At 57.9% G+C, this 12,868-nt stretch carries 15 protein-coding genes; 2 read left to right on the top strand and 13 right to left on the bottom strand.

What is annotated here, in order from left to right:
- Positions 1–51 precede the first annotated feature (51 nt).
- On the top strand, positions 52–1,305 hold the full coding sequence (amiC, locus tag FN037_RS14875; RefSeq protein ID WP_142502566.1) for an N-acetylmuramoyl-L-alanine amidase AmiC: 1,254 nt from the start codon (positions 52–54) through the stop codon (positions 1,303–1,305).
- A 17-nt stretch (positions 1,306–1,322) separates the two neighbouring features.
- Positions 1,323–2,402 (top strand): threonine-phosphate decarboxylase CobD, encoded by a 1,080-nt coding sequence (gene cobD / locus FN037_RS14870; RefSeq protein WP_142502565.1) that lies wholly within the window; start codon positions 1,323–1,325, stop codon positions 2,400–2,402.
- Positions 2,403–2,416: 14 nt separating this feature from the next.
- On the opposite strand, the gene FN037_RS14865 is transcribed toward cobD, so the two are convergent.
- From FN037_RS14865 to FN037_RS14805, 13 genes are all read right to left on the bottom strand, one after another.
- Complete coding sequence (locus FN037_RS14865) at positions 2,417–3,283, bottom strand: L-threonine kinase (protein ID WP_142502564.1); 867 nt, start codon at positions 3,281–3,283, stop codon at positions 2,417–2,419.
- A gap of 217 nt (positions 3,284–3,500) precedes the next feature.
- Positions 3,501–4,715, bottom strand: coding sequence for an acetate/propionate family kinase (locus FN037_RS14860; RefSeq protein ID WP_142502563.1), 1,215 nt, complete (start codon positions 4,713–4,715; stop codon positions 3,501–3,503).
- Positions 4,700–5,152: a propanediol utilization protein PduV gene (gene pduV / locus FN037_RS14855; protein ID WP_142502773.1), complete on the bottom strand. Its 453-nt coding sequence runs from the start codon at positions 5,150–5,152 to the stop codon at positions 4,700–4,702. Before pduV ends, FN037_RS14860 begins: the two co-directional genes overlap by 16 nt.
- 4 nt (positions 5,153–5,156) lie before the next feature.
- Complete coding sequence (gene pduU / locus FN037_RS14850) at positions 5,157–5,507, bottom strand: propanediol utilization microcompartment protein PduU (RefSeq protein WP_138360134.1); 351 nt, start codon at positions 5,505–5,507, stop codon at positions 5,157–5,159.
- On the bottom strand, positions 5,507–6,061 hold the full coding sequence (pduT, locus tag FN037_RS14845) for a propanediol utilization microcompartment protein PduT (protein WP_138360133.1): 555 nt from the start codon (positions 6,059–6,061) through the stop codon (positions 5,507–5,509). The genes pduU and pduT overlap by 1 nt, the downstream gene beginning before the upstream one ends.
- A 2-nt stretch (positions 6,062–6,063) precedes the next feature.
- Positions 6,064–7,431, bottom strand: coding sequence for a 4Fe-4S dicluster domain-containing protein (locus FN037_RS14840; RefSeq protein WP_142502562.1), 1,368 nt, complete (start codon positions 7,429–7,431; stop codon positions 6,064–6,066).
- Positions 7,428–8,540 (bottom strand): 1-propanol dehydrogenase PduQ, encoded by a 1,113-nt coding sequence (gene pduQ / locus FN037_RS14835; RefSeq protein ID WP_142502561.1) that lies wholly within the window; start codon positions 8,538–8,540, stop codon positions 7,428–7,430. The genes FN037_RS14840 and pduQ overlap by 4 nt, the downstream gene beginning before the upstream one ends.
- 11 nt (positions 8,541–8,551) lie before the next feature.
- Positions 8,552–9,943 carry a CoA-acylating propionaldehyde dehydrogenase PduP gene (gene pduP / locus FN037_RS14830; RefSeq protein ID WP_142502560.1) on the bottom strand — a complete coding sequence of 464 codons (1,392 nt, stop codon included), beginning with the start codon at positions 9,941–9,943 and terminating at the stop codon, positions 8,552–8,554.
- Entirely contained in the window at positions 9,940–10,950 is a 1,011-nt protein-coding gene (gene pduO, locus FN037_RS14825; protein WP_142502559.1) for a two-domain cob(I)yrinic acid a,c-diamide adenosyltransferase PduO, read from the bottom strand. The genes pduP and pduO overlap by 4 nt, the downstream gene beginning before the upstream one ends.
- A gap of 9 nt (positions 10,951–10,959) precedes the next feature.
- The gene (locus tag FN037_RS14820; RefSeq protein WP_138360128.1) at positions 10,960–11,235 is read right to left on the bottom strand and encodes a EutN/CcmL family microcompartment protein; all 276 of its coding nucleotides are present in this window, start codon (positions 11,233–11,235) and stop codon (positions 10,960–10,962) included.
- A 3-nt stretch (positions 11,236–11,238) separates the two neighbouring features.
- A complete protein-coding gene (gene pduM, locus FN037_RS14815) occupies positions 11,239–11,730 on the bottom strand; it encodes a microcompartment protein PduM (protein ID WP_142502558.1) in 492 nt (163 codons plus the stop codon).
- Positions 11,727–12,359 carry a phosphate propanoyltransferase gene (locus FN037_RS14810; RefSeq protein ID WP_138360126.1) on the bottom strand — a complete coding sequence of 211 codons (633 nt, stop codon included), beginning with the start codon at positions 12,357–12,359 and terminating at the stop codon, positions 11,727–11,729. Before FN037_RS14810 ends, pduM begins: the two co-directional genes overlap by 4 nt.
- Complete coding sequence (locus FN037_RS14805) at positions 12,359–12,865, bottom strand: BMC domain-containing protein (protein WP_142502557.1); 507 nt, start codon at positions 12,863–12,865, stop codon at positions 12,359–12,361. The genes FN037_RS14810 and FN037_RS14805 overlap by 1 nt, the downstream gene beginning before the upstream one ends.
- Positions 12,866–12,868 lie beyond the last annotated feature (3 nt).

Below are 12,868 nucleotides of genomic sequence, written 5' to 3'. Positions count from 1 at the left end.
TTTGGTTAAAGTTTCCGGTCAATCTGTTTGTTTTTGTTGCTTGGGAGTGGCATGTCGGGATACAAGTCAGGATTAAGCCGCCGCCGTTTTTTACAAGGGGCAGGCGCCATGTGGTTGATGAGTGTGAGTCCGGTTGGTTTGGCTGCGACAGCGCGGGTGGTGGCTGTGCGCGTCTGGCCATCATCGACCTACACGCGCATCACGGTAGAGTCCAGCCATATCCTGAAATATCGGCAGTTTACGCTCAGTAATCCCGATCGTCTGGTTGTGGATCTGGAAGGGGTTCATCTCAATTCAGTGCTCAAAGACATGGGAGGGCAGATTCGCCGCGACGATCCTTATATTCAGTCCGCCCGCGTCGGGCAGTTCGATCCGCAAACCGTACGCATGGTATTCGAGCTAAAACAGGATGTGAAACCACAGCTGTTCGCCCTTGCGCCGGTTGCCGGGTTTAAAGAGCGTCTGGTGATGGATCTCTACCCCGCCAATGCCACCAATGTGCAGGATCCGCTGCTGGCGCTGCTTGAAGATTACAACAATGGCGATCTTCAACGTCAGATCCCACCAGCGGAAAGCGGCCCGAAACCGGGTAAAGCCGGGCGCGATCGGCCAATTGTTATCATGCTCGACCCCGGTCATGGCGGCGAAGATCCTGGCGCAATAGGGAAATATCGTACTCGCGAGAAAGACGTGGTGCTAAAGATTGCCCGACGGCTGCGCGCGCTGATCGAGAAAGAGGGCAATATGAAGGTCTATATGACCCGCAATGAGGATGTCTTCATTCCGCTGAAGGTTCGCGTCGCTAAGGCGCAGAAGCAGCGCGCTGACCTGTTCGTCTCTATTCACGCCGATGCGTTTACCAGTCGTCAGCCCAGCGGATCTTCGGTCTTTGCCCTGTCGACGAAAGGCGCCACCAGTGCCGCAGCCAAATATCTGGCGCAAACTCAGAACGCCTCGGACCTGATTGGCGGCGTAAGTAAAAGCGGCGATCGTTACGTCGATCACACCATGTTTGATATGGTGCAGTCGCTGACCATTGCCGACAGCCTGAAGTTTGGTAAGGCAGTGCTGGAAAAGATGGGCCATATTAATAATCTGCATAAGAACCGGGTTGAGCAGGCGGGCTTCGCGGTGCTGAAAGCGCCGGATATTCCCTCAATTCTGGTGGAAACCGCGTTTATCAGCAACGTCGAAGAAGAGCGTAAATTGAAAACGGCGAAATTCCAGCAGCAAGTTGCCGAGTCGATTCTGGCAGGGATTAAAGCCTACTTCGCCGACGGCGCCACGCTGGCACGGCGAGGGTAATACGACAGGAAGGGGATATGGCTCTACTGAAGAGCGCGCATGGCGGCAATATTCGCGAGGCCGCCGCGCTATTGGGGATCTCTGCGCAACAGTTATTGGATTTTAGCGCCAATATTAATCCGCTGGGGATGCCGGAACGTTTAAAGCGCGCCATCATCGACAATATGGATTGCGCCGAACGTTATCCCGACGTTGAGTATCAGCAGTTGCACCTCGCGCTGGCGGAACATCACCGGATATCCGCGTCATGGATCCTCGCCGGAAATGGGGAAACCGAAGCTATTTTCACCCTCGTTCAGGGGCTGAAGCCGCGTCAGGCGATGATCATTACCCCCGGCTTTGCCGAGTATCGCCGGGCGCTGCAATCGATCGACTGCGCAGTGCGGGAGTTTTTGCTGCGTGAAGAGGATGGCTGGCAGCTAACCGAGGCTATTCTTGACGCTTTGACGCCGGATCTGGACTGCCTGTTTCTCTGTACGCCGAACAATCCTACCGGATTACTCCCCGAGCGCCGTTTGCTTGAATTCATTGCCGAGCGCTGTCAATCGCTGGGAATCGTGCTGATTCTTGATGAAGCGTTTATCGACTTTATTCCCGATGAGCCAGGGTTTATTCCGCACCTTAGCCAGAATCCGCACGTATGGGTTCTGCGTTCGCTGACCAAATTTTATGCTATTCCCGGTCTGCGTCTGGGATACCTGGTCAATAGCGATGAACGGGCGGTGGCGCGAATGCGTGAGCGTCAGATGCCGTGGTCGATAAACGCCTTTGCCGCGCTGGCGGGGGAAATTATTCTGCAGGACAGCGCCTATCAGCAGCAAACCTGGCGGTGGCTGGCTGAAGAGGGAACGAACTTTTACCATCAGTTGCGCGGCATTCCCGGTCTGACAGTCTACCCAGGCCGGGCTAACTATCTGTTTCTGCGCTGCGATGTACCTGATCTTGATCTGCAATACGCCATGCTGCAACAGCATATTCTGATCCGCAGTTGCGCCAACTATCCAGGGCTGGACGGGCGCTACTTCCGCGTTGCGATCCGTGGCGAGCGGGAAAACGGGCAACTGCTGGCGGCACTCAGACTGGTCTTTCCCGGATAAATTCGCTGGCGGCGTTACCGTAGTTCGACACCGCCCTGTACCATGCGCAGCAGGTGCCGTACCGGCCAGTGTTTACTGAACGGCTTCCCATCCAGACGCCGCTGGAGTGAGTCGATATCGTGGCGTCGGCGGTCGAGCATCAGGCCGACAACGCTGCCGCTGTGGGCCACGTTTAGGCCGTATAAATCACACTCTTCTACCAGCGCAAGCAGCGCATTAAACCCCGGTTTTGGCAGCAGATGCTGGCTGGCGATGGCGCTGAGCGTCGCCGCTTCTCCCATACGTCGCGGGTTATCCGTCCGGCAGGCCTGCTGGACTTTCTCCCAGGCCTGTTGCAGGGCGGCGGAATGGGCGCGCAGTTTTTCAAGCCGGGGCAGGCGATGATAATCCGTGGTCAGTATCGTCCGCGGGCTTTCCAGCACCAGCAGATCGAGCTGCGGCTGGGAGTGGCAGGCAATTTGCGTTGCCGCAGTGTTGTGATCGAACAGGGTGAGATGGCGAAACAGGGTGCTGTCGGTGGGTTCCAGCGATACGCAAAGCCGGGCCAGTGTTGTTTCATCCAGCGCGTGGCCGAGATGGTGCGCGGTGGCCACCGCCGTCGCGGCGATATCCGCGGTGCTGCTGGCCATGCCTTTAGCGACAGGGATTGTGGAACAAATTTCGATGCGAATTTCGTTGCTCAGTTCAGCAGGATAGTGCCAGTAGCTTAACAGCCGCTCGACCATCGCCCGCGAAAGCGGGCGTTCATCGGCGCGCGGCGCACCATAATCCACTTCGACGGTGCTGTACCAGTCAACGGGACAGGAGACCAGCTTCTCGCTGCCGAGGATCCAGCCCTGAATGAGTTCGCCGCAGGAGGCGGGACATTGCGCTACAGCCACGTTTTCACCTTTTTACCCGTCATACTTCACGCTACATATGCATTGGCTTCAGAGTGACTCATCTCATCCATAAGCTTCGCCCATAGAGGCCCGCGCAAACGCGTCCCAATGTCCTGTAACCTGGATTATTTAGGGTAAAGCATCAGAATTTAAAACGCATAGTGTCATGCCGATCCCGCTATTACCATGATTCACCGCAATTTGACGGATGGCGAACTCAGGCTGAAGCGGTCAATGGCGATATTTCAGGTAGCGCTATACGCATCACATCGCGGGCAATCATCAGCTCTTCATTGGTATTAATGACCGCCACGTTGACCAGCGCATTGTCTGCCTGGATAAAGGTGGCGTTGCGCTGGTTTTTCTCTTCATCAATCGACAGCCCGAGGAAGTTCAGATTGTGGCAGATGGCGCTCCTGGCGCGGGCTGAGTTTTCGCCGATGCCACCGGTAAAGATCAACGCATCAAGCCCTCCCATCTGCATGATGTAGCTGCCAATGGTGGCACGGATGCGCTCGGCAAACAGAGTGAGCGCCAGCTTTGCTCTGGCATTTCCGCTATCCGCCGCCTGTTCGACGTCGCGATAGTCGTGCGAGACGCCGGAAACCCCAAGCAGACCGGATTCGTTATTCAGGAGATGATTGAGTTGTTCTGGCGTTTTACCTTCGTGAAGCGCCAGCCACGGTAAAATTGACGGGTCAATATCGCCGCTGCGGGTACCCATCATCACGCCGGACTGCGGCGTGAAGCCCATCGACGTATTTACCGAGCGTCCGCTTTTGATGGCGCAAACGCTGCTACCGTTGCCCAGATGACAGCACACCACGCGCAGGGCGCTCAGCGGCACGCCCAGCTTTTCCGCCAGCGTCGCGCTCACATACTTATGGCTGGTGCCGTGGAAGCCATAGCGGCGAATACCCAGTTCGCTGTAGTAGCGCCAGGGAAGTGGATAGATAAAGGCGCGCTCGTCCAGGGTCTGGTGAAAAGCGGTATCAAACACAGCGACCGACGGCGTAGTGGGTAACAACTGGCGAAAGACCTTAATTCCCAGCGCGTTAACCGGGTTATGTAGCGGCGCCAGCTCCGCCAGACGCTCAATTTCACTCAAGGTTTCATCGGTGACCCGCGTTGAATCTTTAAAACGTTCCCCGCCATGCGCCACGCGGTGACCAACGCCGTCAATATCCTGCAGGCTCTGAATAATGCGGTAATCGAGAAGCTTTTCCAGCAGCAATGTGACGGCTTCGCGATGATCGGCGACCGGCGCCGATTCCTGCCATTTCTGCGCGGACGTTTTGATCGTCACCTCGGCGTTTGCCATACCGATACGTTCAATCAGCCCCTGACAAAGGGTATCGCCCTGCGGCATCGCCAGCAGTTGAAATTTCAGTGATGAGCTACCGGCGTTAATGGCCATTATTTTGTAAGACATAAAGGTTCCTTCGAATGCAGAAAGGCCAGTACGGCTTCAAGTCCTGAGTGATTGAGCGCGCTGGTAATAAAAACCTGCTGCGCGCCCGCCTGTTTAAGCCACTCTCCAACTTGCGAAATACGCTGCGGGTCGGCCAGGTCAGCTTTGGTGACCAGGCCAATAACCGGGCGGTTCATTGGCCCGGTAAACCCCGGAGAAAATGGCGACCACTGAGCGTCGGCATTGAGTACCAGGGCGATAACGTCGGCCTCGCAGGCGCTGGTCAGCAGGGCGCTATAAAGGCAGCGGTTCTCCAGATATTCACCCGGTGTATCGATTGCCATCGGCGACCATTCAATGGCCTGAGTTTTCTTATAATGGAGCGCGTCACCGCGCAGGCTTTGAGTCAGCGACGTTTTCCCGCACTGGCTGGGACCGATAAACATCAGGCGTTTCATCATGTTATGTCCTGGTTATCGCGCAGGTAGTGAATTGCATCATTTCGCCCAGCGTGCGCGTTACCTGCTTGAGGGCATATTCGACGGCGGAAACATCGCCGGTCAGCACCACGGCGCCGGTAAAGCGGTCAAGAAAACCAATCTCCACCGCGCCGGATTTAGTGGCGATATCGCAGGCGATAATGGAGGCCTCGCTGGGCGTAATGGTGAGGATGCCAATAGCCGAGACCGCATCCGGCAGGCCCAGCTTCTTAAACAGATCCTTTCCGGGGTTGGCAATCAGGTGCGCGAGGGTAACCTGCTTCCCGGGAACGTATTCCTGGATCATCCGCTCCGTTGTTGGCTGTTTTTCCATTACCCCTCCACCATCTGTCGCCACATGGCTTCATGGGGACGCGGGATCACCGAACGGTAAACCAGCAATCCTTTTTCGCCGGCGCTTTCGCTGGCAACCGTCACGGCGTTGTTAACGTCGGAAATATCGCCCGCCACGACCATGTAGCATTTACCGCCGATACCGAACGCCATATGCACCCGCACGAGGATAACGTTTGAGGCTTTTACCGCCCGGTCTGCGGCGCTGATGCAGGCCGCAACGCTCCAGGTTTCGACGATACCTACGGCCTGGCGCTGGTCGACGCTGTTCAGGCCGCTAATGGCCGGAAGCACGCTGGGATGAATATTCGCCAGCACCAGGCTGTCGACGAGCATCTCGCCGGCCTGGGAGGCGCCGGTTTCAATGGCCTGCTGGATCGCACCGATATCGCCGCCGAGCATAAGTAAAAACTTACCCGGGCAGATGGTTTTGCTGACCAGCAGATTGACGTTGGCGCTTTTCAGCATCGTATCGCCGAGCTCCATTCCTTTCGCGATACTGGTGAGTTCTAAAATTCCGATAGCCTGGGACATGGTTAACCTCTTACAACCGTGATGGCCTGTTCGCTGATCGCCGAAACAATGCCGTCAATACTGGCGTGAATCGGGGCGCCTAATGCGTCCGCCGGGATATCGGCAACGCATTGCCCGCGCGTGACGCGCTCTCCCGGCGTGACCTTCGGCACCGCGCTGGCGCCAATATGCTGACGTAGCAGCAGAGTGACTTTTTCTACCGTCGGCTGCGCTTCGCGCAGTGGGGCTTCCTGATACCAGGGACTTAACCCCAGTTTGGCAATCAGCCGTTTCACCGGCACCAGACGATATTTCGCCATCTCATCGGCCGGATAGAGCGGCCCCTGATAACGCTGGTTTTGCGCCCGCAACTGCTGTTTCAGCATGCGGTTGATGCGCATTGGCGAGATCCCCACCGGACAGGCTACGCTTTCGCAAACGTTGCATTCTGAACAGGTGAGGGCGCTAAGCAGTAGCTGCGGCGTGGCGGCCTGCTGAAAGTTCACCGCTCGCACCAGCAGATGCGGAGAGAGCTCGTGACCAATCAGGTGCCTCGGGCAGAGATCGGTGCACAGGCGGCACTGTTCGCAGACGGTGCGCGCGACGGAAAGCACCGTGCGTTCGTCCTGCATCCTTCGCTGGATAAGGGGATGGCTGTCAGGCAGCACCAGCAGACCGCCGGTGGTTTTCGTCACCGGCGAGTCCAGAGACGTGAGCAGGCTGCCCATCATTGGACCGCCGTTAATAAAACCAGGATTGGCGACCGTCGCGCCGCCCGCCAGCGCCAGCACTTCACGCAGCGACATGCCGATGGGGACGGTGACGGTCAGCGCTCTTGCGACCGCGCCGTTAACCGTCAGCGTGCGGCGGGTGACCGGAAACTGTTGCTCGACAGCCCGGGCAATATTCAGCACGGTTTGCACGTTATTGACGACCACTCCGACGCTGGCCGGTAGCGCGGCAGGCGCGACCCGGCGGCCGGTGGCCAGCCAGATGGTCAGCACCTCATCCCCCGCCGGATAAACATCCGGCAGGATATGCAGACGGATACCGGCGGGCAGCAGCGGGGTGAGCGCGTCAATGGCTCGCTGATATTTGGCTTTCAGAGCGATCACGCCTTCACGCGCGCCGGTCGCCGTCATTGCATATTGCACGCCGCGCACAAGGCGTGAAGCCTGCTGCCACATCAGTTGCTGGTCCACCTTGAGCATCGGTTCGCACTCAGCGGCGTTAACCAGAAAGATCTCCACCTCCGCCTGCAGTTTAACGTGAGCGGGAAAACCCGCGCCCCCTGCGCCGACTACGCCCGCCACGCGAACACGCTGGCGAATTTCATCGGCGCTATGGGACTGGGCTACCGGCGTTTCGACGACATTGGCAGCGGTACTCATAGCAGTTCCTCCAGCAGTTCCTGGATTTCCCCGGCGCTGGCCGGACGCGGGTTAGTGCGTAATGTGACGTCAGCCAGCGCAGCCTGTACCATTGCCGGAATGTGCGCGGAAAATTGTGATCGCCCTTGTTTGAGCGCGACGGCCAGTGAGGGGATCGCGCAGCGCTGTTTGAGTTGTTCGATTTGCTTAATCAGGGCGTTTATCGCCGCGATGTCATTGGTTTCGGCCGGGCAAAAACCACAGGCTTTAGCCAGCCGCACGTAGCGTTTGGCGGCGCGAGGATCGCCGGCGTTAAAGCGGATAACCGTGGTTAACAGCAGCGCGTTAGCCAGCCCGTGCGGCAGATGAAACTGCCCGCCGAGCTGGTGGGCCAGAGCGTGATTAAGCCCCAGTCCCGCCTGACTGAACGCCATTCCTGCGAGGGTTGAGGCGTTGTGCATTTTTCCCCGCGTCGCTACGCAGTCGCCTTTTTCCACTGCGGTGGGCAGATACTGGAACACCAGCCTGGCGGCTTTTTCCGCCAGCGCATCGGTAAAATCGCTGGCCTGCGGCGAGACACAGGCTTCCAGGGCGTGGGTCAGGACATCCATTCCGGTATTCGCCGTAATTTGCGGCGGCACGCTGACTACCAGTTCCGGGTCGAGGATCGCCATATCCGGGTACAGCGCATTGTGGAATAGCGGGTACTTGATACCTTTATCCGGGTCGCTAATCACGCAAGCGCTGGTCACTTCCGAGCCGGTACCGCTGGTGGTGGGTATCGCCACGCAGGTTTCGATGTCAATGCCGGACCGCTTGCTGAACCAGACGATCGCTTTCGCCGCATCCATTGCCGAACCGCCGCCGAAACCAATCACCACCTGCGGATGCAGGGCCTGCATCTGCGCAATGCCCTGCACTACGGTATGGATAGTGGGGTCAGGCGTTATTTCGCTAAAAACGCTGATGCGGTTATCTGCGGGTAGCGCGTCGCGCAGGGTTTCCAGTAGCGGCGAACGGGCAAGAAATCCATCGCAGATTATCCAGATATGTTTGTTGGTAAAGCGCTTGAGTACCGCCAGACTTCCCTGACCGCTGTACAACCGCGTTTGTAGTGCGAAAGTATTCATTACAGCCTCAATTAGCGGATAGAAAAACCGTTGGTCAACACGCAGCGCCGGGAGCGGGCAAAGGTGCGCGCCGATGTTGTTCCTTCGCCGGTTGGCGTGGCGATTGTGAAGGTCGTAAAGCCTTCGCCGCCGACGCCGATCCCGGCATAAGAGGGGCCGTTTTTGACGAATATCGAGGTTTGCAACGTGCGGGCCGCGAGGTTCAGGCGCGACACGTTCTGCGAGTGCATGATCGCGGTATGATGCAGGCCCTCTTCGACCTTCAGCGCCAGCGCCAGCGCGCTATCGAAGTCGCTGACTTTCACTATCGGCAGCATTGGCATCAGTTGTTCGCTGGTAACCCACGGATCGTCGGCGTTCACCAGCGCAATCAGCAGACGCGGCGCTTTAGCCGGGACGGCGAGCCCGGCAGCTTCCAGCATCGCTGAAGGGCTCTTCCCGACCAGCTTTTTATTGGCCTGGCCCTCTGGCAGGCAGGCGGCGCGGAGTTTGTCGGTATCCGCAGGGCTCAACAGCAGCGCGCCGAAAGTTTGCATTTGCTGTACCAGACGTTCGGCGATGCTCTCCACCACAATCAGGCTTTTTTCGGCAATGCAGGGCAGGTTGTAATCAAATGAGGCGCCGTTAATGATATCTTCCGCCGCTTTCACCAGGTCGGCGGTTTCATCCACAATACAGGGCGGGTTGCCTGCACCTGCGCCAATCACTTTCTTCCCGCTCTTCATGCCCATTGCCACAATACCGGGGCCGCCGGTAATAGCCAGAACGGCGATCCGTGGATGGGCCATCATCTGCTGGGTGGCTTCGAAAGTCGGTTCCGCCACGGTGACCAGCAGATTGCGGATGCCGCAGCAGCGGAAGGCAATCTCTTCAATCATACTAATCAGCTTGAGGGAGACCTTTTTTGCCCCCGGATGCGGGCTAAAGTAGACGCTGTTGCCTGCCGCCAGCATGCTGATACTGTTATTAATGATGGTTTCTGTCGGGTTGGTGCTCGGCGCGACCGACCCGATGACGCCAAACGGCGAGTACTCAAATAGCACCATGCCGCCATCGCCGGTCAGCGCGGTGGTGGTGAGATCTTCTACGCCTGGCGTGTTGTCCAGCGCGGCCTTATTTTTGAGGAATTTATCTTCTTTGTTGCCCATCCCGGTTTCACTGGCGCTCTCTTCCGCCAGCGCGGTCAGATGCGGCGTCAGCTCCTGACGGATGGCGCTGATGATGGCACTGCGGGTTTTCAGCGGGCACTGCTGATAACGCAGGAATGCCTGGTGCGCGGCGTCGATAGCCTCGTCGACGGACGGGAAAATTCCTTTGCCCTGAATCTGGCCCGGCGTGTGCGCTGGCGTTAATTGTTCGCTGATAATCGTGCGAATAAGGGTTTCGAGTTCGGAAGTATTCATTGATGAGTTCCCACGTTAATGGCCGCGATGGCGCTCTGTGCTATATCCATGTCTTGCTCAACGCTGCCGCCGCTGATACCAAGACCCCCAATCAACTGGCCGTTGCGCCAGAGGGCGTAACCGCCGCCAAAGGTGACCACTTTCCCTTGTAAATGGCTTTCCAGACCATAAAGCGCGGCGCCGGGCTGTACGACGTCGCTCAGTTCATGGGTCGCCTTTTTCATTGCGACTGCAGTCCAGGCCTTTTTCGGCGCCAGTTCGCTGCTGGCCAGCAGGGCATCCGGCATTCTCCAGGTCACGGTTTCCGTACCGTGCGCGTCAACGATGCTGATAACTACTGGAATCTGCAGCAGCTGCGCGCGTTCAACGGCTGCGCGGATAAGCTGGTGCAAATCATGGAATGATAGGCACACAGGTGTCGTCTCCTGGCAGGGGGCTGGCTGGCTGGCGGCCAGATAACGCTTGCTGACTTCACGGATGATGTCGTTCTGGTGAGCATCGCTATCTTCGGCGCGGGCCAGAGCGTACAGACAGTCGGATAAGCGGTTGATATAGCCCATCAGCACCTGGCGCACATTGACTTCGGCCGCCAGCTCAACCAGCCGACGTTCGGCCCGGCGGGCCAGTGTGCGGGCGAAATGCAGGCGGCTGGCGGCTTCGCAGCGGCCGGGTAAAATAAAGCTGTGCAGGGGGTCGACGCGGGCCATTGCCCGATCGATGGCGGCTTCCAGAGCGGCGATCTCTTCGCTACTGATATAACGCTGTTTCGGCGACGGCTGCTCGCTGTCACTGGCCAGCTCTGCGCTAAACCAAAAAATTTGCTGCTGGATGGCTTCAAGTAGGGCGCGGTGGTTTGCATCCGCGACGGAGCAGACGCACAGGCTCAGCGCGGCGTTCAGCTCATCCAGCGTGCCGTAGGCTTCAACTCGCGGGTGCGTTTTGCTCACCCGTTGGCCGGTAAAGAGTGATGTGGTGCCTGCGTCACCTGTACGGGTATAAATCGCCATAATCGCCCCTTAACGCGAAAGCGTATCGACAATGCCTACAACGGCGAGGTCGATAGCCTGATTTGGTCCAGGAAAAACATGTCTGGCGCTGGAGCCGCTGCTGAGCAGCACCAGTTCGCCAATCCCCGCGCCCACCGAGTCAACGGCGACTTCATCGCCGGACGCAGGCGAGGCAGGGAGTTCTCCGTCGGCGCTAACCCGACGCACCAGCAGCAGTTTTTTCCCGATCAGGGAAGCGGATTTTTGCGTGGAGACAACCGCGCCTGTGACTCGTGCCAGATGCATGATTTACTCCTGCTTTATTAATTGAATATTCCGCGCGTTTGCCGTTTCACGCGCCAGAGCGGTCACTATGCACTGGCGTCGGAGCAGCAGACGTCCTTTGTCCAGTCGCGCGACGTCGCGATAGCTCAGTAGCGAACCGGCATGCAGAATTAACGGTAGACCGCGTTCATCGCTGAACTGAACCGGCAGGCGAGCCAGTTTTTTTACCGGGATAGCCTGTAACAGCTGGCTGTGCAGAGTAATCTGCACGCGAATGCCGAAAGCCATCGCGTCGTGAATTTTCCGCGCGACGGGGTCATCGGTTTCATCATCCGCAAGCTGGCCCAGAAGCGGCAGGTCAACGAGCAGGATGCGCAACGACGCATGCTGACAGAACAGGCTTCGGCAGTCGGCATCACGAAGCTGCGCGACGCTGAGCGTCGCCGTGCTCCGGGCGCGGCGCTGCAGCCGGGAGACGATCTCCTCAATAACGCGCTGCAGAATTTCGCCGTTCATCGCGGGTCTGCCAGCCTGACAAAGGCCTGCGGGTTATCGGCACCTGCGGCGTTGGCTTCATCGGTATCAATGTGCATTTCAAGCCGCATATTCGGTGAAACACGAATCACCACGTTGTTGAAAACAAGCCCGCGCTCGTCGCCTTCTATAGCCACAGAAACCTTATCGCCGTGAGAAACTCGCAGGATCAGGGCATCGAGCGGCGACATATGAATATGTCGTTGGGCGACGATGACTCCAGAGGATAATTCCAGTTCGGCATAAGGGCTGACCAGACGAATGCCCGGCGTTCCCTTCAGGTTGCCGGACATTCGCAGCGGCGCCGCAATCCCCAGCGTTCTGGCGTCGGTACGCGATATTTCCACCTGGCTTACCGAACGTAGCGGGCCGAGCAGGCGGACATTCTTAATCTGCCCCTTCGGCCCTACCAGGGTGACGGTTTGTTCCGCGGCATATTGCCCCGGCTGCAACAGCGCTTTTTTCTCGCTGATAGGGTGACCGGGAAACAACCGTTGGTAATCCTGCTCCGACAGGTGAATATGGCGATTGGATACGCCCAGCGGAATAGGCCGCTGACGCATCTCATCGAGGACTTTACTGACCGTTGATAGCAGAAGTTCTTTATCCATTACGCTTCACCTCGCTTACCTGAGTGAATGCAAAGCGAACGAGACTCGCCCTTCTGGCGCGGACATTTTGGGTCCAGACACAGGTTGCAACTGACCAGCGATGATTTCTGTGGCGCCTCTTCTACTGGTGCTTCTACAAACGTGTCTACTGGCGTTTCAGAAACGACATCAACCGTCTCTGACGCCGTTGCTTCAGGCTCCATAGCGGGCGGAGGAGGCGGGGCTGCGGGCAGGATCCCTTCTCCGGGCCTGGCGATAACGTTGTGGGCCACCAGGCCATTTTGCCGTTCGGCAAAATGCACTCCGGTGGTGATGGCCGCCTGCACGGAGGCGACATCACCGGTAATTTTAATCACCATCCAGCCTGAGCCATTGGTCTTTTCGAGGGCGAGCAGCGTGATAGAAGCGGATTTCGCCATGATATCGGCGCAGCTGATAGCCAGTGCCAGACCACAAACTTCAAGTAATCCCAGTGATTGCTTCACGCAGTGCTCCTTATTCGCCATCGA

Source organism: Klebsiella sp. 2680 (assembly GCF_900198535.1).
Lineage (GTDB): Bacteria > Pseudomonadota > Gammaproteobacteria > Enterobacterales > Enterobacteriaceae > Klebsiella > Klebsiella indica.
This window is presented reverse-complemented; position numbering and strand designations above follow the sequence as displayed.